Below are 18,731 nucleotides of genomic sequence, written 5' to 3'. Positions count from 1 at the left end.
CGCCATGTCCGTCGCCGTTTCGCCGTCCGATCGTTCCCGCGCGTCGCGCAATCTGTGGCTCATGGTATTGGCCGGCGGCGTCGTCATGGGGCTGGCGCTGGGTGTGCGGCACGTGCAGGGCCTGTTCCTGCTGCCGGTCACCATGGAGCGAGGCTGGTCGCGCGAGACCTTCGCCATGGCCATGGCGGTGCAGAACCTGACGTGGGGCGTGGTGCAGCCGTTCACCGGCATGATCGCCGACCGCCATGGCTCGGCCAAGGTGATACTGGGAGGACTCGCATGCTATGCCCTGGGGCTTGCCGGGATGGCGCATGCCGGCACGGTCACCGCCTTCATGCTGAGCGCCGGCGTCTGTATCGGCATCGCTTTGTCGGGCACGGCATTCGCGGTGATCTACGGCGCCCTCAGCCGCCTGGTGCCGCCCGAGCGCCGCGGCTGGGCGCTGGGCGTGGCGGGCGCGGTCGGCGGACTGGGGCAGTTCACCATGGTGCCCGCGGCGCAGTGGTTGATCGGCAGCCGCGGCTGGGTCGATGCGCTGCTGATCTTCGCGGTGGTGCTGGCCGTGGTCGTGCCACTGGCATGGCCGCTGAAGGAAACGGCGCGCCAGGCCCCGGGCGGCGGCGCGGCGCCGGATGACCAGCCGCTGGGCGCCGCGATCCGGCAGGCGTTTGCCCAGCCGGGCTTCTGGCTGCTGAACCTGGGCTTCCTGGCCTGTGGCTTCCAGCTGGCGTTCATCGGCACGCACCTGCCGGCGTACCTGATGGACAAAGGCATGCGGGCGGCGGATGCCGTCGCCGCGCTGGCCATCATCGCGCTCGCCAATGTCGCCGGCACCTACGTCTGCGGCATCCTGGGCGTGCATCACCGCCGTAAATACCTGCTGGCGGGCATCTATCTGCTGCGCACCGCCGCCATGGCGCTGTTCTTCCTGTTGCCGTTGTCGGCTGGCTCGGTCTACGTGTTCGCGGCTGTCATGGGCTTCGTCTGGCTGGGCACCGTGCCGCTCACCAACGGCCTGATCGCGCAGGTCTTCGGCGTGCGCTACATCACGACGCTGTTCGGCTTCGTCTTCTTCGGCCACCAGGTGGGGTCGTTTCTCGGCGTCTGGCTGGGCGGGCTGGTGTACGAGGCCACCCATTCCTATGACCTGATCTGGGTAGGGGCGATGGCGCTGGGCGTCCTGTCGGCGGCGCTGCATTGGCCCATCGATGATCGCCAGTTGCCGCGCGTCGGGGCCGCCGTGGCGGCCGGCTGAGCCAGGGCGCGATGCGAGCCGGCGCCCGGCGCGATCCCGCAAAGGGCGGGCGTGGCTACAACGGCCGATGCTGCGTGCCCGCGCCCATGGTGATGTGCAGTATGCGACAGGACTCCGTCACCTTGAGCGTGTGCCAGGCGCCCTTGGGTATCACGTAGGCGTCGCCCGCCCGCAGGTGAACCGCCTGGATGCCGGTCGGCCACTCCAGCTGCAGTTCGGCGCTGCCGGACATCAGGCGCACGATCTCGTCGGCCTGGGGATGCATTTCCCATTGCGACCAGTCCGCGGGGCAGGCGTATTCCGACACCAGCCAGCCATCCCCATAGCGTTGCAGTTCGTCGCGCGGCAGCGACCAGAACGCGTCGCCGCCGGCCACCGTGGCGGCGTTGCCGGCGGCATCCAGGAAAACGTAATGCGAAGACAGGTCGGTCGGCATGGAGCGTCTCCAGTGGGTGGGGCGATACGCGCGTTATAACAGCGTTGCGGCCGTGTCGGCGGCGCGCGGCGTCCGGGGGCGAAAAAAGCTGCGATAATCCGGGACTTTCCCAGGGGGCGTCGGGTCGCATCCGGCGCAATGTCGGCATGAGCACAGGCTTTGACGGCGTACGGCCGGCATCCGAATCGTCCATCGAGATCGGCTTCTTCTACCAGGGCCGGCACTGCGTGGAACGCATCCGCGTCAAGCCCACCGCCGCCAACCTCAAGCGCGCCGCCGAGCGGCGCAACGCCATCCTCGCCGCCATCGCGCGCGGCGACTTCGACTACGACGCCGAATTCCCCCGACGCGCCGCTTCCTCCCGCTCCAGCAAGGACCCGACATGACCCGCGTCGCAGCAGTGCCCGTGCACGATCTGACCGCCGATGCCTTCAGCGCCTACGGCTGGATGTTGGGCAAGCCCATGCCCCTGGGCAACGGCGTGCCGCTGTTCAGCAACGACGCCACCGACTTCTGGCAGGAACATGTGTTCAACACGGGCGCTGGTGGCGATGCGCAAGTGTTGTGGGTGAACTACCGCAGCGCTTCGGCCGACGTGGCCAGCCTCGAAAAACACCTGCTGACGCAGCAGGCCATCGTGCCCCTGACCGGCGCCATCATCCAGGTGGTGGCGCGCAGCGCGGCCGACGGCACGCCGGATCTGGCCACGCTGGCGGCGTTTCGCGTGGAGCCGGGGCAGGGCGTCTGCATGCGGCCCGGCTGTTGGCATGCCACGCGCGTGACGGACGCGCAGGTCACCTGCCTGATGCTGACCCGCCGCTCGACCACGCTGGACCTGATCCAGCACCTGACGACCGACGCCGCCGCCAGTGAAAGCGCGATCGCGGCGATCCCCGCTTGCCGGCTGGACGTCCCGCATTCGCAGGACTGACTTCCGCGCGGTGCGCCCGCTCGCCAAGGCGGGCCGGACCGTGGCGCGGGCCTGGGGGCGACGCTGTCATCGTTCCGCGGTTTCACTACGGTTGCGAAATGTGCCAGAATTTCAGCGCCTGTTTGTCCTGTCCGCGACGCTGCCGCCATTCGGGCGTTGCCAACGCCTCCCCCTGTTGGAGCATGGAATGCGCATACGCCCCGTCGGCGCCGGATCTTCCCCTTATGTCCGTGGCCTTGCCGCATTGGCGCTGGCCGCCAGCGTGAGCGGCTGCAGCTTCACCTCGCCGGATGCGGCCACGGGATCGCAATTCGTCGGCATCGATGGCGTGTCGGCGCCCGAAGCGCGTCGCATCGCCAAGGAAGCCTACCTGTACGGCTACCCCATGGTGGCCCGCTACCAGGCCATCTATTCCACCAACATCGACCAGGGCGGCGCGCAATACAAAGGCCCGTTCAATACCTTCAGCCACGCCGCGCCGGCCGTCACGCCCGACGACAACGCGACCGCCGCGCCCAATGTCGATGCGCCCGCGTCCTCGGCCGTGCTCGACCTGCGGGCCGAACCGGTCGTCATCAGCGTGCCGCCGATGGAGTCCAGGCGCTATTTCGCGTTGCAGCTGACGGACCTGTATGGCTACAACTTTGCCTACATCGGCAGTCGTGCCACCGGCAACGGCGGCGGTCGGTTCCTGGTGGCCGGCCCGCGCTGGAAGGGCGCCCCGCCGAAGGGATTCGCCCAGGTGATCCGGGCCGAGACCGACCTGGTCAGCGTCAGCGGCCGCACCCAGCGATTCGCGCAGTCGGACATCGCCAACGTCAAGCGCATCCAGGCCGGCTACCGGATCCAGCCGCTGTCCGCGTACCTGAAGAAGGCCGCGCCACCGGCGCCCGCGGCGGTGCAGTGGATCAAGCCCGAGCCGCCCACGCAGATGCGCAGTTCGCTCGAGTTCTACAACCAGCTGGGCTTCCTGCTGCAATTCGCGCCGGTGGCGCACAGCGAAAAGACCTTGCGCAAGCGCCTGGACAGCCTGCGCATCCGCCCGGACGCGCAAGCGGTGACCGACGCCATGCCGCCGCGCCTGCGGCAGGTCATGCAGGAGGGCATGCATGACGGCCAGAACGACATCGACAAGCATCGCGTGGCGCTGGCCGGCCGGACCGATACCTTGTTCGGCGATCGCCGGACATTGCGCAATGACTACCTGGCGCGCGCCACGGGCGCCCAGGTCGGCCTGGGCACCGACAGCCGCGAAGAATCGCTGTCGACGGTGCTGGCCACCGACATGGCGGGCCTGCCGCTGGATGGCGCCCAGGCCTACACGCTGCGGTTCGCGCCGCGCGCCCTGCCGCCGGTCAACGCCTTCTGGTCGGTCACGCTTTACCGGCTGCCGGGGCAATCGGTCGTGGCCAACCCCATCCAGCGCTACGTGATCGATTCGACGATGTTGCCCGCGCTCAAGCGCGATCGCGATGGCGGACTGACGCTGCGCATCCAGCATCAGGCGCCGGCCAAGGGCGGCCAGGCCAACTGGTTGCCGGCGCCGGCCGGCCCCTTCATGCTGGCCTTGCGCTACTACTGGCCCAAGCCAGGGTTGCTGGACGGCAGCTGGCAAACGCCGCAGGTGCAGCGCGCCGGTTCATAGGGCATAGGCCGCGCCGCTGCGCGGCTCGCGGGCCGCACGTGCGGGCGGCGCGTCACAGATCCTCGCTGCGCCAGACCTTCAGCACGCGCCCGAAAATCTGCAGGTCCATGTCTTCGGTGATGTCCCAGGCATCGTATTTGGTGTTCTCGGATTTCGCGCGGATCAGCAGGCCGCGGGCGCTGGGAATGCGTTGCAGGCGCTTGATGAAGCCTTCGTTGCCGACGCGAAAGAAGAACACGCCATCCACGTCGGCCTTGACCACGCCCAGGTCCACCAGCAGGGGATCGCCGGGGTTGTACATGGGCCGCATGCTGTCGCCAAAACCGGTCACCACGCACAGGTTGGCGGCGGCGGTGTAGTGCCGCAGGTTCTTGTGTAGCCATTCCTGGCTGACGCGCAGGCTCTGGATCACGCCAGGCTGGTCGCGCAGTTCCACCCCCGCGCCCATGGCGCCGCCCGTGTCGAAGCGCGGAATGCGCAGGTCGCCAGCCGCGCCGTCGTCCGCGCGCGACGCCCCGCCGGTATCGGCCAGCACGACGTCCGGCGGATATTGCGCGGATTCGTCCAGCAGTTGTTCCAGCGTCAGCCCCAGCCCCGCCGCCAGGCGCGAGGCGTACTTGGAGCGTTCGCTGTCGCGCCCTTCAAGGGCGGCGATGGTGCCCACGCCCACACCGGTGCGCGCTTCGAGTTGTTCGAGGGTGAGGCCGAGCGCGGCGCGATAGTGCCTGATTTGTTTTCCGAGAGCCATGATAGGACGCTAAACAGTTGTGGAAAATTGTGCAACAACAAGTGTTGAAATGACGATTATACATTTGTAGAATTCTACTCATGGATCACCTAAAACGTGTGTTGTTATCAGACGGAAGCGTGGGTAGCGTATCGCTACTTGATCGCTTCTCCCGGCAACCCATCCGGACGGCGGCATCGCCCGTCCAACGTCGCGGTGCCGCCACGGCACCCATCCGGCCCCTCGTGTTGACGACGGGCGCCACCATCGAACCCAACGCCAAGGAGCGGCAAATGAATCAGGCAGGAAACATGGCGCTGCGGGCGCCGCAAGACTGGATCGCCGCGGCATCGCAGGCGGGCGCGGCCATCGCGCGCTCGCTTTCCGCGCGGCCGGCAGCGGCGGCCGCCAGCCGCCAGGAGGGCGCGCGCGGCCAGCACCAGAAGGGGCAGAACATGACACGAGAGGAATCGGATCAGGTCGAAGCGCTGATCATGGAGTGGTATCACTGGAGCCGCGGCTATCGGCCGCACCTGGGCGTGGGCAGGGTGGCGGCGTTCGCGCGCGGCATGACGTCCGACGAAGCCTATGACGACGAGGATGTCGACGCGCGCCTGGCCGCCACGCGCGGCGAGCAGACCGAATTGTGTATTGACGAGCTGCCGTGGCAGCAGCGCTCGGCGATCGGCGTGCATGCCGGCAACAAGGCGGCCGGCGCGCGCGTCTTCAGCAACCCGCGGCTGACGCCCGAACAGCAGCACGCCGCCTACCAGGAGGCCAAGGCCGCATTGCTGCCCGCGCTGCGCCGCCGCGCGCTGGTGACGGCGCCGCAAGTGCGACACGCGGATCGCGCCAAACCTTGCGGCGCGCGCGGTGCTTCCGCATAATTGATTCGTCGGGGCAAGTTGCGCCCGAACCAGCCAGACCCGCTGAACGCCCAAAGGCGCCAGCGGGTTTTTTTATGAGAGCCGTCGGAACGGGCATCGCGCAACACGCATGCCGCGTGGTTCGCCATGCCGTTCCCGACAGACCGATCCAGCCCCGCGGCATTCGCCGCGGGGCTTTTTCGTGGCCGTCCCGGTTTGCCGGGCGTCCGCAATTGCCCGCCATTGGCGGGCTTTTTTTTGGAGTCTGCAATGGCAGGTACTACCGTTTCGCAATTCGTTCAAACCCAGGGCACGCAACTGGAAGTGTCGACCACGGCCACCGAGGACCTGGGCGCGGCTGGCCTGGCTTATGCCGATCTGGCCATCACCATCAAGGACCCGAACTTCCAGGGCGGCCAGACCACCGAGATCGACGTCACCGTGCTCAAGTCGACCGCCAAGGAATACGCCCTGGGCCTGGACGACAGCGGCACCTTCAGCATGGCCGGCAACTGGAAGGCCGGCGACCCGGCGCAGAAAGCGCTGGTGGCCGCGCGCAGCGACAAGAAGACCCGCGCCTTCCGCGTGACCTTCGCCGACGGCGCCAAGTTCGAGTTCCTCGGCCTGGTGACGCAATACCAATGGCAAGGCCAGCTGGACAACGTCGTGTCCGCCACGTTCAACGTGCGCGTGACCGGCGCCGTCAAGATGACCGACGCACCCGCCAACGGGGGCTGAGCGCCATGACGGACACGTCGATCAATTCCCCGGCTCGCGCGGCGGGCGTGCGCGGCCTGGCGGCCGATCCGCTGGCCGGCTTCGCGCATGAAACCCTCAGCGTGCCGCAATGGCAGGACGCGCGCGTCATCGTGCGCGCGCCCAGCGCCGGCGATCACCTGTTTCACATCCGCGCCATCTGGGCGGCCGCGGGCGTGGTGCCGGGCGAGGACAACGAGACCGTGCGCGCCAAGCTGGACGCGCCGGGCGTGGACTACACCCGCGCCTCGGCCAGCCTGCTGGTGCGTACGCTGTTCGAGCAGACCGAGCATGGCCCGCGGCGCGTCTTCAGCGATGACGACGTCGACATGGTGGCGGCGGCCTACGGGCCGGCCCACGCCACGCTGGTGGCCAGGGCAATCGAGCTGGGCAACCTCGGGGAGGGTGCGCAGGAGCGCGCAAAAAAGCCCTCCAGGAAACGCCAGACCTCCGTTTCCTGATGGTCCTGGCTCTTCGGCTGGGACGCACGCTGGGCGAGTTGATGGACAGCATCGACACCCATGAATTGTCCTTGTGGCGCGAACTGGACCGCACCTCTCCCCTGGGAGACGAGCGGGCCGACCTGCTTGCCGCCAGCCTCGCCGCCACGGTGGCGCAGGCCGCCGGCGCCAAGGTGCGCGCCACGGACATGCTGGTGCGTTGGGGCGCGCACGACGAGGAACCTCCCGCCGAGGCGGGGGCGGACGCGTTGAAGGCGTTCCTGCTGTCGAAGGCCGGGAAGGGGTCTTGACGACGTGTCCGGCCCGCGCAAGCGGGCCGGAGGCGGATCTATGAGAGGTAAAGGACCATGACAACCATACAGACCGCGGCGCAGATCGCCGCGGAAACCGCGGCGTTGAAGCAGCAGACCACCGAACTCAACCGGAATTGCACGGCGCTGAAGGCGCGCGGCAGCGAACTCGCGAAGACCGCGACGGCGGGCGTCAAGGACACTGCCGTCACCAGGTTGGGAACGGCTGAAAAGGCCAAGGCGACGCAGGCGCTGGATCGCAACGCCCGCGCTATCCGGTCGGAAGCCGTCGAGCAGACGCTGGCGGACATGCGCAAGACCGGCGCGCTGCTGGGCGTGGACTCGGAAGTCGGACGAATGCGGGTGGAAACCGAGATCGGCAGATTCTCGGGCGAGAGCGATGACGACAAGGTCAGCCTGTTGGCTGGCGCGTCGCGGTTGGACAAGTTGCGCGCGCAGATGAAGATGAGCGCGTATATCCAGAGCCTGGCGAATCCCGACGCGGCCGCCAACGAAGAAAAGCGTCAAAAGCAGGAGGCGCTCGATCAGGCATTGAACGACGGCACGCTGAGCCAGGACAAGTACGACACGGCAAGACGCAGTCTCGGTCTGGTGAAGCGGGACGGCGATTTCATGCTGGACGTGAACGACAAGCTGCTCGAATCGGCGCGTAATGGCGCAAGCAAGATCCAGGACATCCTGGGCACGAAGATGTACGACTTTGTCGCGGACAAGTTCGACAAGTTGGGCCTGTCGTTCCTGAACAACGTGGCAAAGATGGTGACCTCGGCGGCGTCCGCCAAATTGATGGAAACGCTGCTGGGCAATAGCTTCATGGAGGGTAAGGGCGGCGTGGGGGGATGGATCGGGAAAGCCGGATCGTTCCTCTCAGACCTGTTCAGCGGCGGCGGGGGGATTTCCGTTGGCAGCAGCTTCGTCTCCGGCGGAACGGCGCTGTCATTCTTCCCCAGCGCCAAGGGCAACGCCTTCACCAACGGCATGGTCACGAGTCCCGTCGCCTTCCCCATGGGCGTCATGGGCGAAGCCGGCCCCGAGGCCATCATGCCGCTGCATCGCGGCGCCGACGGTTCGCTCGGCATTCGCGCGGCCTTCCCGAACGTTGGCGGCGATACCAACCCTGTCGCGGGAGGCGTTGCCGTCAACGTCTACGTGCAGGACGGCAACGTCAGTGCCTCCAGCGAATCCGGGGAGGGCGGCTGGCAGCAGTTCGGCCAGCAGATCGGCGAATACGTCACGCAACTGGTCGATCGCCGCATGTCGCAATCGTATCGCCAGGGCGGCCTGGCATGGCAAGCCAACAACAACCGTTTAGCGGGGGCATGAGCATGGCAATCGAAGTCTTCAACTGGTCGCCTCGCATCAATCCACAGGGCCGGACCAAGTTCCGTATCTTGACCGCGCAATTTGGCGACGGCTACAGCCAGCGCGCCGCGGACGGTATCAACAACAAGGTGGCGTCGTGGCCCTTGCAGTTCTCGGGGTCGGCGGCGCAGATCGGCCCTATCGTGACCTTCCTGGACCGCCACGAGGGGCATCGCGGATTCCAGTGGCAGCCGCCGCTGGGCGAACCGGGTTTCTACACCGCGACGGAGTACGACCTGACCGCGCTGGGCGGCGAGATGTACTCGCTGGCGGTCACCTTCCAACAAGTCTTCAGGTCTTGAGCATCATGGCGAACATGCAAACCATTCAGGTCGGCAAGACCGACAACGACAAGACCGGCGATCCCTTGCGCGTGGCCATGCAGAAGGTGAATGCGAATTTCGCGGCCACCCAGGCCGGGCTGGACAGTGTTGGGAACGCGTCGCCGATCGGGGCCGGCGTGGACCTGAACACGCTCACCAGGCCGGGGCGATACCACCAGGCGACCAACGCCAACGCACAATCCGGCAGCAACTATCCCTTGGCGAATGCCGGCCTGCTGGAAGTGGCCGCCTCTCCGGACGGACTGTTCGTGTATCAGGAATTCACGCAGTACCGTTCGGGCGCGTATTCACGGCGATTCTGGCGCTCGTTCTACGGCGGCACCTGGGCAGCGTGGCAGGAACTCACGGCGCTGTCGCAAAAGGGTGCCGCCAATGGCCTTGCCACGCTGGACGCTAGCGGCAAGGTGCCGGCCGCGCAGATTCCCGTGGCCTACTCGGCAGTGCTGCCGACGTCGGCGCACGACCTGAACGATTGCGTCACGCCGGGATCGTTCTACCAGGCGACGATCGCAGGGGCCGCGGCCGGCGCCAACTATCCGGTGGCCAACGTGGGATTCCTGGAGGTCACAGCGACAGGCACGCCCATCGTGCAGGTCTACACGACGCGCACCAATGTCATGACCGCGATGCAACGCTTCTGGCGCGTGCGGGTGTCGGCGACCACTTGGTCGGCCTGGAAGGAACTGGCCGACACCACCACGGTGGTTTCTTATGCGGGCGCGCTGGCGACGGAGCAGGACCTGGATAGCTACACCCAGCGCGGCTTGTGGATGGTTGGCACATCGGCGATCGCCGCGGGAGGGACCAATTTCCCGGTGTCGCAGTCCGGCTACCTGCTGGTGATGTCGGGGTCGCCTCAGGGCGGGCCCGCCATGACCTCCGGCGTGTGCCAGGTCTACTACGCCGGCAACGGCAACAAGGTCTACAACCGGTCCCTGATCGGTGGCTCCTGGTCGCCGTGGGTGGCCAGCGTGGACTCCGCGCAGCTGGGCTCGCCGGGCGGTGTTGCCACGCTGGACGCTAGCGGCAAGATTCCGCAGGCGCAGGTGCCGGGCGTCAACGCCAGGCAGCTGGGCGCCGCGGAGGATCTCAATACTTGCGTCACGCCGGGCGACTACAGCCAGAATACGAATGCGGCCGCGGCGGCCGGGGCGAACTATCCCACGCCGTTGGCCGGGCTGCTCTCGGTGAAGTTCGGCACCGGCAGCAACAATGCGGTGTACCAGGAGTACACCACCTACACGCTGGCCAATCCGCGCAAGTTCATTCGCAATCGCTTCCTGAGCGCGGGTGTCGCAACCTGGGGCGCCTGGTTCGAACTGGCCCGCGCCGACCAGGCCGTGACGCACGTCTACCTGGGCGCCGCGACCGACGCCAATACCCTAGTCGCCGACAACACTTTCTACACCTGGAGCAATGCGACGCCGATGTCGGGGGCGAATTGGCCGCCGAGCGCCGCCGTGAATGCGGGGTACATGAATGTGTACTGGCTGGCGGCGGGTAGCGTGTGCCAGGAGGTGTCCGTGCTTTTCTCGGGCCAGAAGCCGCGCCGCTACGTTCGCCATGGCAACGCCACGGCCGGCAGCTGGCAGCCGTGGCGGGTCGCGGGAAGCTGGAGCAATGCGGTGCAGATGCCTACCGCCGATTGCGGTGACATCCATGTGGATGGTGCGGGCTGGTACCGCTGGAACGGCACCGCCTATGCACGGTTCGACGCGAATATCGCGCAGGACTTGACGTTCGATTCCACGAGCTGGAAAGTTCGCGGGGCCACGGGGTTCGGCCCCAATGCCGGCGGTGCGTTCCAGAGCCTTAGCGGCACCGCCAACCTGAATGTGGTGCCCGGCACGGCGGCGGCTGGTGGCCGCCTGAACGTATGGCAGGACAATGGCGCGAATGCCAGTGTGCTGGCCTTGCAGTGCTTTCCGTCGGGCGCGTATGTCACCAGCGGCAGGACCGGCAGCGGCACCTACCAGCCGTTGATCTTCGAGGTCGCGGGCTATGACTGCGGGCGGGTCAATACCGCGGCGACCTGGGTGCTCGGGGCGGAATACAACCGCAACTACCTGGTGCGCCAGGCGATCAACTTCGAAGGCGGCGGAAGCCGCTTCGGCACGCTGTACAGCCCGCAAATCGATCACACGTCGGCAATCGTATTCACCAACGCGGCGGGCGGATTGGTGGGCACGGTCCAGACATCGCCTGCGGCCACCTCCTACAACACCACCTCGGACTACCGGGTCAAGTACGACATCGAGGACATGGACGGCGCCTGGGCGTTGCGTTCGGTGCTCAAGATGCGGCCACGCACGTTCAAGATGGTGATGGACGACAGCGACCATGACGGCTTCATTGCACACGAACTGCAGGAGGTGGCGCCGCTGGCGGTCTCCGGCGAGAAGGATGCCGTGATGTCCGACGTCCATGGCGGCGCGCCCCGCATGAAGCTGCAGGGCGTCGACAGTTCGAAACTGGTCGCGCGCATGGTCTGCGCCATGCAGGAAATGAATCGGCGGATCGAGGAACTGGCAAGCCGGATCGAGCACCCGAAAGGTGACTCCGGCGCCGCCGATTCGCCGCGACAGACCGAAGGAAAATAACGATGGGTATCTATTCTGACGTTCAAAAGCTTGAAGTCGGCACCTTGGTCGAACTGTTCGAGCTGGACGCGACGGAGGTTGGCGGCCAGGTCTTGCGGTTTCATGGCTACACCCAGGTGGGGCCGATCTGGTGGCAGGGACAGCAATACGAGCCGTGGGCCATTCGCGCCGAAGGTTTCGAACAGGTGGGCGAGGGCCAGCAGCCTTCGCCCACGTTGCGGGTGGGCAACATCGGCCTGGACAAAAAGGGCAAGCCGGTGGTGGGCGTCATCTCCGCCCTCTGCATCCACCTGGATGACCTGGTGGGCGCGCGCGTGGTCGTGCGCCGCACGCTGGGCAAATACCTGGACGCGGTGAACTTTGCCGAAGGCAACCCCACTGCCGATCCCCAGGAAGAACTGCCGCCCGAAGTCTGGATCGTGCAGCAGAAGACCGTGGAGACCGCGCAGGTGGTGGAGTTCTCGCTCTCCAGCGCCCTGGACTTCAACGGCCAGAAGCTGCCCGACCGCCCGATCATCGCCGGCGTGTGTTCGTGGCTGCGCAAGGGCGGCTATCGCGGCCCCTATTGCGGCTATACCGGCAGCCGCATGTTCGACCTGGACGGCAAGCCGGTCACCGATCCCACGCTGGACCGCTGCTCGGGGTTGATGTCCGACTGCAAGAAGCGCTTCGGCGAGTACGAAGTCATCAACTTCGGCGGCTTCCCGTCCGCCGACCTGGTAAGGGGATAGGCATGCTCAAGCGCACGATGCAAGCCATCCGCGACCATGGCGTGGCGACGTATCCGCAGGAATGCTGCGGCCTGGTGCTCAAGGCCGGCCGCCGTGAATGGTATGTGCCGTGCCGCAATACGGCCGCCAGCGAAGAGCACTTCGTCATGTCGGCGCAGGACTACGCGGCGGCCGAGGAAAGCGGCCGGATCGTGGCGGTGGTGCATTCGCATCCGGACGCGCCCGCCGTGCCCAGCGAGGCCGACCGGGTGGCCTGTGAGGCGTCCGGCCTGCCCTGGTACATCGTGGCGGTGGAGAAGGACCTGGATGGAAAGGTCAAGGCGGGAGAGATCCGCGGCTTCACGCCAGAAGGCTTCCAGGCGCCGCTGCTGGGCCGCCAGTTCGCGCATGGCGTGCTCGATTGCTATTCGCTGGTGCGCGACTGGTATGCGCGTGAACGCGGGATCCGGCTGCCGGATTTCGCCCGCGAAGACGGCTGGTGGCAGCCTGGCCATGCGGGCGATCTGTACATGGATCACTACGCCGAGGCGGGATTCCGGCCCCTGGCGCCGCACGAAACCATGGCGCCGGGCGACGTTGTGGTGATGCAGGTGCGGTCGGACCGCGCCAATCACGCCGGCGTCTTCATCGGCCCGGAGCCGCTGCGCGAGGCGCCGGACCTGTTCCCGCTGCCCGACGCAATGTTGCATCACCTGTATGGACGTGACTCCGAACGGGTCGTGTACGGCGGCTTCTGGCGCGAAGCCACCCGCCTGGTGCTGCGTTATGGAGAAAGGACATGAACGACAAGGTACGCCTGGTCCGCCTGTATGGCTGGCTGGGCAAGCGTTTTGGCCGCGAACACCGCCTGGCCGTGGCCAGCCCGGCCGAGGCGGTGCGGGCGTTGTGCGCCCTGTTGCCGGGCTTCGAGCCGGCCTTGCTGGCCAGTGAACGACGCGGGGTGCGCTTCGCCTGCTTTGCCGGTCGCCGCAATCTGTCGCAAGACGAGTTGCGGCACCCGGTGGGCGCCGACGTCATCCGCATCGCGCCGATGCTGGCGGGCGCCAAGAACGGCGGGCTGTTCCAGACCATGCTGGGCGCGGTGCTGATCGCCGCCGCGGCGATCTACAGCGGTGGCGTGGCGGCCGCGTTCCAGGCCGGGGGGATGGTGCAGGCCACGGCCACCATGGGATTGTCCATGATGCTGAGCGGCGTGGCCCAGATGCTGTCGCCCCAGCAGCGGCTGCTCAGCGCCAAGGACCGGCCCGACAACGGCGCGTCCTATAACTTCAACGGACCCGTGAACACCACTGCGCAGGGAAACCCCGTGCCTTTGCTGTACGGGGAAATGTTCGTCGGCAGCGCCACGATCTCCGCAGGCATCTATTCGGAAGACCACGTATGAAACAACGACATCGCAACAGGAACAAGGCGCCCGCGGGCGCCTTTGCTTTGGGGGGCGGGCGCCACGCCGGGAATCCGGCGCTGGTCGGCCACAAGGGCAAGGGCGGCGGCGGGGGACGCACGCCGGTGGAATCTCCCGACAGCCTGCACAGCACCGCCTATGCGCGCGTCATCGACCTGCTGGGCGAAGGCGAGATCTACGGCCCGGTGCACGGCATGGACAACGCGCTGCGCGACGTCTACCTGAACGGCACGCCCGTGGCCAACGAGGACGGCTCGTTGAACTTCAGCGGCGCGTCGATCGACTTTCGCACCGGCACGCAGTTGCAGGATCCGCTGCCCGGTTTTCCCGCCTCGGAAAGCACCATCGGCATCAATGCCGAGCTCAAGTCGAGCCAGCCGTGGACGCGCCTGTTCACCAATCTGCAGGCGTCGGCGGTGCGCGTGACGCTGGCCGTGGAAGGACTGAGCCGCGCCGACACCAAGAATGGCGACATCAACGGCTACCGCGTCGAGTACGTGATCGAGCTGAACACCGATGGCGCCGGCTACCAGGTGGTGCTGTCGACCGCCTTCGACGGCAAGACCACGCAGCGCTACACCCGCTCGCATCGCATCGACCTGCCGCGCGCGCGCCAGGGCTGGACCCTGCGCGTGCGCCGGATCACGCCCAATGCCAACAGCAATACCATCTCCGACCGCACCGTGGTGGATACGGTCACCGAGATCATCGATGCCAAGCTGCGCTATCCGATGTCCGCGCTGGTGGGCATCAAGATCGACGCTTCGCAGTTCCAGAGCATTCCCACCCGGGCTTACCACGTGCGCGGCCGCATCATCCGCGTGCCGTCCAACTATCACCCGGATCTGCGCAGCTACGACGGCGTATGGGACGGCACCTTCAAGCTGGCCTGGACCAACAACCCCGCCTGGATCTTCTACGACCTGGTCAGCAACGACCGCTATGGCCTGGGAACCCGCGTGCCGGCGGGCTGGCTGGACAAGTGGGGCCTGTACCAGATCGGCCGCTATTGCGACGAGATGGTCGACGATGGTTTCGGCGGCAAGGAACCGCGCTTCACCTGCAACGTCTACCTGCAGCAGGCGGCCGATGCCTATCGCGTGGTGCAGGACTTCGCTTCCATCTTCCGCGGCATGGCCTATTGGGCCAATGCCGCGGTGTTCGCGTCCGCCGACATGCCGGGCGATCCGGTCTACACCTTCTCGTCGGCCAACGTGGTCGATGGCAGGTTCAGCTACGCCGGCTCGGCATTGACCACGCGCTACACCGTGGCCTTGGTCTCCTGGAGCGATATGTCCGAAATGGGCCGTCAAAAGGTCGAGTACGTCGAAAACCGTGAAGGCATCGCGCGCTACGGCATCCAGCAGGTCGAGGTGACCGGCTTTGGCTGCACCTCGCGGGGCCAGGCGCACCGGATCGGCAAGTGGATGCTGCTGACGTCCAACCTGGAAACGCGTTCGGTCACGTTCTCGGTGGGCCTGGACGCCTGCCGCGTGCGCCCCGGCAGCGTCATCCGCGTGGCGGATCAGCATCTGGCGGGACGGCGCATCGGCGGCCGCATCCGCGAAGGCACCGTCAGCAAGGTCACGGTGGACGCGGAGCTGGGCGTGCGCCCGGGCGACCGCCTGACCGTCAACCTGCCCAATGGCCTGTCGGAAACGCGCGTGGTGGCGGCCGCGGTGGGCACCGGCCTGACGGTGGACAACGTCGCCTTCACGGTGGATTCCACCGAGCTGACGGCCGACCTGGTCGGCCTGCCCGGCACCGTGCTGCACATCACGGTGACCACGCCGTTCTCGCAGGCCCCGGAGGCCGAATGCGTCTGGACCCTGGAATCCGAAGCCCTGTCGGCGCAGACCTTCCGCGTGCTGAGCGTCAAGCGCAAGGAAGGGCTGGTGGCCGAGATCTCGGCGGTCCAGCACGAACCCGGCAAGTTCGACAACGTGGACTTCGGCACCCGGCTGGATCCCAAGCCGATCACGGTGGTGCCGCCCTCGGTGCAACCGGCGCCGGGCAACATCCGCCTGGCGTCGCGCTCGGTGATCGACCAGGGCATCGCGCGCCATGTGGGCATCATCAGCTGGGATGCGGTGCCCTCGGCCGTGGCCTACCAGGTGCAATGGCGGCGCGACAATTCCGACTGGGTCGAGGCGGGCCGCACGGGCGCATTGACGCTGGAACTGCCGGATATCCGGGCCGGCGCCTATGTGGCTCGGGTGCGTGCCATCAACGTGTCGGACATCTCGTCGGTGTGGGTCAATTCGACCGAAACGACGCTGGAGGGCGATATCGCGCCGCCGCCCGCGCTGGCCCTGCTGGCCGCCAAATCCCTGGTGTTCGGCATCGAGCTGCGCTGGGCCTTCCCGGAAGGCCGCTTCACCGCGCAGCGCACCGAGATCTGGTACAGCGCCTCCAACGACCGCGCCAGCGCCATCAAGCTGGGCGACTTCGCCTTCCCGCAAAGCGCGCATACGCTGATGGGCCTGTCGGCCGGCAAGCGCTTCTACTTCTGGGGCCGCATCGTCGCGCTGAACGGCGAGATCGGCGCCTGGTATCCGGCCGACCAGGGCGTGATGGGCGAATCCAGCTGGGAAGCCAGCGAGATCCTGGAGTACCTGAACGGCAAGATCAGCCGCGACGAACTGGCCAAGGATCTCGTCGGCACCATCGACGGCCTGACGACCGGCCTGGACGAAACGCGCGCGGCCATCACCGCCGAGGAGGCCAAGCGGGCCGACGCGGACGGGGCGTTGTCCTCGCGCGTCGACACCGTGCTGGCGACCGCCAACGGCGCCGCCGCGGGTGTCGAGCAGGCGCGCACGGCGCTGGTCGGGCTGGACGGCAAGCTCAAGGCAACCTGGAGCGTAAAAGCCCAGGTCACGCAGGACAACAAGGTCTACGCCGCCGGCATGTCGCTGGGCGCCTACACCCAGCCCGACGGCCAGGTGCAGACCTCGGTGTACTTCCTGGCGGACCGGCTGGCCCTGCTGAACCTGGCCAACGGCGCGACCACCACGCCGTTCGTCATCGAGAACGGACAGACCTTCATCAATGACGCGGTGATCGGCACCGGGCGCATCACCAACGCGATGATCCGCAGCCTGGATGCGGGCAAGATCAATGCCGGATTCATGAACGCGGACCGCATCGAAAGCGCCTCGCTGTTCGCGAAACTGGCGAACTTCGACTCCGCGTACATCAAGACTGCTCATATTGGCCTGGCACAGGTAGACACCTTGCGAATTGCCAGCGGTGCGGTTGTCATCAACAACTCGGCCACCTTCAATCTACAGTGGGGCCGCTATTCCGGAACCAACACGGCCACGGTGTCCATCTATCTGAATGTGGCGGCACGCCTGATGATGCTCCAAAACCATGTCTTCGGTACCGGAGATGGGAACTGGGCGGGGACGTCCAACGTGGTGGGAACGATGACATCCAACTTCGGTTTCAGCGGTACCGGCCAGATCTGGCTCAGCGACTTCCTGTCGCCAGGAACTTATAGCTTGACGATCACTTTCCCGCGGCCGGTCGACGGCTATGGGAACGCGTCGGGCAACATAGCTCTCATGGGACTATTGCGATGAATGTCTACTCTCTTTATGACGCCGATGGGCGTGTATTCAGCGTGCTGTCTTTGCAGCAGGCCGATCAGCTGGGGGATATGGTCGCCGCGAATGGCGCATCGGGATACGTCGATGGCGCCGTCGATGGCCAAAGCCATTATGTGCGCAATGGCCAAGTCACGCCCCGTCCACGCGGCGAGGCAGTCCTGCGGGGGGCGCGGCTCTCCGGTCTTCCGGTCCCCAGCCTGATCGCCATCAATCGCAAGGAATACCCCTGCGACGAAGCGAATATCGAGCTGGAATTCGATCAACCCGGGAAGTACCGCATCGTAGTGCGGGCCTGGCCCTATCTGGACATGGAGTTCGACCTTGAAAATCCGCCACTATGAACCCTACGCGCCGCTGCGCGCGCGCGCCTATCCCGCCATCGGCGACCAGCTCGACGCGATCATGAAGTTCGCCGCGCACCTGCAATCCTCGGGGCAGGCCTTGCCCGAGCCGGTGGCGCAATGGGTGGCGCAATGCCAGGGCGTCAAACAACGCTACCCCAAACCCGCCAGCGTCGATGCCGGGGGCGGCGCGGACCTCGCGAGGAATCCGACATGACCCAATCCCTGACAACCATCCGCCTCTATGGCAGGCTGGGCGCGGAATTCGGCCGGCTGCATCGGCTGGCCGTCTCCAGCACCGCGGAAGCGGTGCGCGCCCTGTGCGCGCTGCTGCCCGGCTTTGAAACCCGCCTGCTCGACAGCGAATCCCGGGGCGTGCGCTATGCCTGCTTCATCGGCCGCCGCAACCTGGCCGAAGCGGAGCTCGGCCGTCCCGCCGGCAACGAGGACATCCGCATCGCGCCCATGCCCACCGGCGCCAAGCGGGGCGGCCTGATGCAGGTGGTGGTGGGCGTGGCGATGATCGTGGCGTCCTTCATCCCCGGCGTCAACGTGGCGCTTTGGGCGGGCGCCAGCACGTCGCTGATGACCATGGGGGTGGCCATGACCCTGGGCGGCGTGGTCCAGTTGCTGACGCCGCAGCAGCGCGCCCTGAGCGTCAAGGACGGCCCGAACAATGGCGCGTCCTACAACTTCAATGGTCCGGTCAACACCACCGCGCAGGGCAATCCGGTGCCGGTGCTGTACGGCGAGCTGTTCGTCGGCAGCGCCACCATCTCGGCGGGGATCTACTCGGAGGACCAGGTGTGAGAAGCGGCGGGCGGCCGTCCCCATGTCGGACGCGGTTCCCATCCGCTCTGCCTGCTTTTGACGCCGACTCGACCTAGAATCAGGAACCGGCGCGAGCAGGGCCGCGCCGGCCATATCCAATCGGGGGAGCCGCGAC

The 18,731-nt window shown here is 66.8% G+C and carries 20 protein-coding genes; 18 read left to right on the top strand and 2 right to left on the bottom strand.

Annotated elements, in window-relative coordinates; genetic code table 11:
• Positions 1 to 4: 4 nt before the first annotated feature.
• Positions 5 to 1,255, top strand: coding sequence for an MFS transporter (locus ACUTAG_RS11875; protein ID WP_054486044.1), 1,251 nt, complete (start codon positions 5 to 7; stop codon positions 1,253 to 1,255).
• A 55-nt stretch (positions 1,256 to 1,310) separates the two neighbouring features.
• Here ACUTAG_RS11875 and ACUTAG_RS11870 read toward each other — a convergent pair whose 3' ends face one another.
• A complete protein-coding gene (locus ACUTAG_RS11870; protein WP_054486043.1) occupies positions 1,311 to 1,691 on the bottom strand; it encodes a cupin domain-containing protein in 381 nt (126 codons plus the stop codon).
• A 146-nt stretch (positions 1,692 to 1,837) separates the two neighbouring features.
• Between ACUTAG_RS11870 and ACUTAG_RS11865 the strand changes: the two genes are divergently transcribed.
• The 3 genes from ACUTAG_RS11865 to ACUTAG_RS11855 all read left to right on the top strand — a co-directional run bounded on the left by ACUTAG_RS11865 (position 1,838) and on the right by ACUTAG_RS11855 (position 4,267).
• Positions 1,838 to 2,077, top strand: coding sequence for an Arm DNA-binding domain-containing protein (locus tag ACUTAG_RS11865; RefSeq protein WP_006385684.1), 240 nt, complete (start codon positions 1,838 to 1,840; stop codon positions 2,075 to 2,077).
• Positions 2,074 to 2,622, top strand: a complete 549-nt coding sequence (locus tag ACUTAG_RS11860; protein ID WP_148317305.1) for an ureidoglycolate lyase — start codon at positions 2,074 to 2,076, stop codon at positions 2,620 to 2,622. The genes ACUTAG_RS11865 and ACUTAG_RS11860 overlap by 4 nt, the downstream gene beginning before the upstream one ends.
• A gap of 187 nt (positions 2,623 to 2,809) precedes the next feature.
• Positions 2,810 to 4,267, top strand: coding sequence for a DUF1254 domain-containing protein (locus ACUTAG_RS11855; RefSeq protein ID WP_054470655.1), 1,458 nt, complete (start codon positions 2,810 to 2,812; stop codon positions 4,265 to 4,267).
• A 52-nt stretch (positions 4,268 to 4,319) separates the two neighbouring features.
• On the opposite strand, the gene ACUTAG_RS11850 is transcribed toward ACUTAG_RS11855, so the two are convergent.
• Complete coding sequence (locus tag ACUTAG_RS11850) at positions 4,320 to 5,015, bottom strand: XRE family transcriptional regulator (protein ID WP_053497387.1); 696 nt, start codon at positions 5,013 to 5,015, stop codon at positions 4,320 to 4,322.
• Between the two features lie 272 nt (positions 5,016 to 5,287).
• Here ACUTAG_RS11850 and ACUTAG_RS11845 point away from each other — a divergent pair, with 272 nt between their 5' ends.
• The 14 genes from ACUTAG_RS11845 to ACUTAG_RS11780 all read left to right on the top strand — a co-directional run bounded on the left by ACUTAG_RS11845 (position 5,288) and on the right by ACUTAG_RS11780 (position 18,595).
• Complete coding sequence (locus ACUTAG_RS11845) at positions 5,288 to 5,881, top strand: hypothetical protein (protein ID WP_020926155.1); 594 nt, start codon at positions 5,288 to 5,290, stop codon at positions 5,879 to 5,881.
• Positions 5,882 to 6,130: 249 nt separating this feature from the next.
• Entirely contained in the window at positions 6,131 to 6,598 is a 468-nt protein-coding gene (locus tag ACUTAG_RS11840; protein WP_006385689.1) for a phage tail tube protein, read from the top strand.
• Positions 6,599 to 6,603: 5 nt separating this feature from the next.
• Complete coding sequence (locus ACUTAG_RS11835) at positions 6,604 to 7,077, top strand: phage tail assembly chaperone (RefSeq protein WP_006385690.1); 474 nt, start codon at positions 6,604 to 6,606, stop codon at positions 7,075 to 7,077.
• Positions 7,077 to 7,367, top strand: coding sequence for a phage tail assembly protein T (locus tag ACUTAG_RS11830; protein WP_006385691.1), 291 nt, complete (start codon positions 7,077 to 7,079; stop codon positions 7,365 to 7,367). The genes ACUTAG_RS11835 and ACUTAG_RS11830 overlap by 1 nt, the downstream gene beginning before the upstream one ends.
• 57 nt (positions 7,368 to 7,424) lie before the next feature.
• Positions 7,425 to 8,711 (top strand): phage tail tape measure protein, encoded by a 1,287-nt coding sequence (locus ACUTAG_RS11825; RefSeq protein ID WP_054486042.1) that lies wholly within the window; start codon positions 7,425 to 7,427, stop codon positions 8,709 to 8,711.
• 2 nt (positions 8,712 to 8,713) lie between these two features.
• The gene (locus tag ACUTAG_RS11820; RefSeq protein ID WP_054472578.1) at positions 8,714 to 9,052 is read left to right on the top strand and encodes a phage tail protein; all 339 of its coding nucleotides are present in this window, start codon (positions 8,714 to 8,716) and stop codon (positions 9,050 to 9,052) included.
• A gap of 5 nt (positions 9,053 to 9,057) precedes the next feature.
• Positions 9,058 to 11,694 (top strand): pyocin knob domain-containing S74 family peptidase, encoded by a 2,637-nt coding sequence (locus tag ACUTAG_RS11815; RefSeq protein ID WP_427200251.1) that lies wholly within the window; start codon positions 9,058 to 9,060, stop codon positions 11,692 to 11,694.
• 2 nt (positions 11,695 to 11,696) lie between these two features.
• Positions 11,697 to 12,425 carry a phage minor tail protein L gene (locus ACUTAG_RS11810; protein WP_446650202.1) on the top strand — a complete coding sequence of 243 codons (729 nt, stop codon included), beginning with the start codon at positions 11,697 to 11,699 and terminating at the stop codon, positions 12,423 to 12,425.
• Positions 12,426 to 12,427: 2 nt separating this feature from the next.
• Positions 12,428 to 13,207: a C40 family peptidase gene (locus tag ACUTAG_RS11805; protein ID WP_006385696.1), complete on the top strand. Its 780-nt coding sequence runs from the start codon at positions 12,428 to 12,430 to the stop codon at positions 13,205 to 13,207.
• Positions 13,204 to 13,809 (top strand): tail assembly protein, encoded by a 606-nt coding sequence (locus tag ACUTAG_RS11800; protein ID WP_006385697.1) that lies wholly within the window; start codon positions 13,204 to 13,206, stop codon positions 13,807 to 13,809. Before ACUTAG_RS11805 ends, ACUTAG_RS11800 begins: the two co-directional genes overlap by 4 nt.
• On the top strand, positions 13,806 to 17,417 hold the full coding sequence (locus tag ACUTAG_RS11795; protein ID WP_262352233.1) for a host specificity protein J: 3,612 nt from the start codon (positions 13,806 to 13,808) through the stop codon (positions 17,415 to 17,417). Before ACUTAG_RS11800 ends, ACUTAG_RS11795 begins: the two co-directional genes overlap by 4 nt.
• The gene (locus ACUTAG_RS11790) at positions 17,414 to 17,785 is read left to right on the top strand and encodes a hypothetical protein (RefSeq protein WP_047991973.1); all 372 of its coding nucleotides are present in this window, start codon (positions 17,414 to 17,416) and stop codon (positions 17,783 to 17,785) included. The genes ACUTAG_RS11795 and ACUTAG_RS11790 overlap by 4 nt, the downstream gene beginning before the upstream one ends.
• Positions 17,766 to 18,002, top strand: coding sequence for a hypothetical protein (locus ACUTAG_RS11785; RefSeq protein WP_024070527.1), 237 nt, complete (start codon positions 17,766 to 17,768; stop codon positions 18,000 to 18,002). Before ACUTAG_RS11790 ends, ACUTAG_RS11785 begins: the two co-directional genes overlap by 20 nt.
• Complete coding sequence (locus ACUTAG_RS11780; protein ID WP_006385701.1) at positions 17,999 to 18,595, top strand: tail assembly protein; 597 nt, start codon at positions 17,999 to 18,001, stop codon at positions 18,593 to 18,595. Before ACUTAG_RS11785 ends, ACUTAG_RS11780 begins: the two co-directional genes overlap by 4 nt.
• The last annotated feature ends 136 nt before the right edge of the window (positions 18,596 to 18,731 follow it).

It is taken from the genome of Achromobacter sp. CSND-B12, assembly GCF_052906545.1.
Note: the sequence above shows the minus strand (reverse complement) of the source record. Positions and strands in the feature narration are given on the sequence as shown.

Coding starts and splice junctions, on each gene's coding strand:
- ACUTAG_RS11875 (WP_054486044.1), top strand. CDS start 5: ATGTCCGTCGCCGTTTCGCCGTCCGATCGTTCCCGCGCGTCGCGCAAT.
- ACUTAG_RS11870 (WP_054486043.1), bottom strand. CDS start 1,691: ATGCCGACCGACCTGTCTTCGCATTACGTTTTCCTGGATGCCGCCGGC.
- ACUTAG_RS11865 (WP_006385684.1), top strand. CDS start 1,838: ATGAGCACAGGCTTTGACGGCGTACGGCCGGCATCCGAATCGTCCATC.
- ACUTAG_RS11860 (WP_148317305.1), top strand. CDS start 2,074: ATGACCCGCGTCGCAGCAGTGCCCGTGCACGATCTGACCGCCGATGCC.
- ACUTAG_RS11855 (WP_054470655.1), top strand. CDS start 2,810: ATGCGCATACGCCCCGTCGGCGCCGGATCTTCCCCTTATGTCCGTGGC.
- ACUTAG_RS11850 (WP_053497387.1), bottom strand. CDS start 5,015: ATGGCTCTCGGAAAACAAATCAGGCACTATCGCGCCGCGCTCGGCCTC.
- ACUTAG_RS11845 (WP_020926155.1), top strand. CDS start 5,288: ATGAATCAGGCAGGAAACATGGCGCTGCGGGCGCCGCAAGACTGGATC.
- ACUTAG_RS11840 (WP_006385689.1), top strand. CDS start 6,131: ATGGCAGGTACTACCGTTTCGCAATTCGTTCAAACCCAGGGCACGCAA.
- ACUTAG_RS11835 (WP_006385690.1), top strand. CDS start 6,604: ATGACGGACACGTCGATCAATTCCCCGGCTCGCGCGGCGGGCGTGCGC.
- ACUTAG_RS11830 (WP_006385691.1), top strand. CDS start 7,077: ATGGTCCTGGCTCTTCGGCTGGGACGCACGCTGGGCGAGTTGATGGAC.
- ACUTAG_RS11825 (WP_054486042.1), top strand. CDS start 7,425: ATGACAACCATACAGACCGCGGCGCAGATCGCCGCGGAAACCGCGGCG.
- ACUTAG_RS11820 (WP_054472578.1), top strand. CDS start 8,714: ATGGCAATCGAAGTCTTCAACTGGTCGCCTCGCATCAATCCACAGGGC.
- ACUTAG_RS11815 (WP_427200251.1), top strand. CDS start 9,058: ATGGCGAACATGCAAACCATTCAGGTCGGCAAGACCGACAACGACAAG.
- ACUTAG_RS11810 (WP_446650202.1), top strand. CDS start 11,697: ATGGGTATCTATTCTGACGTTCAAAAGCTTGAAGTCGGCACCTTGGTC.
- ACUTAG_RS11805 (WP_006385696.1), top strand. CDS start 12,428: ATGCTCAAGCGCACGATGCAAGCCATCCGCGACCATGGCGTGGCGACG.
- ACUTAG_RS11800 (WP_006385697.1), top strand. CDS start 13,204: ATGAACGACAAGGTACGCCTGGTCCGCCTGTATGGCTGGCTGGGCAAG.
- ACUTAG_RS11795 (WP_262352233.1), top strand. CDS start 13,806: ATGAAACAACGACATCGCAACAGGAACAAGGCGCCCGCGGGCGCCTTT.
- ACUTAG_RS11790 (WP_047991973.1), top strand. CDS start 17,414: ATGAATGTCTACTCTCTTTATGACGCCGATGGGCGTGTATTCAGCGTG.
- ACUTAG_RS11780 (WP_006385701.1), top strand. CDS start 17,999: ATGACCCAATCCCTGACAACCATCCGCCTCTATGGCAGGCTGGGCGCG.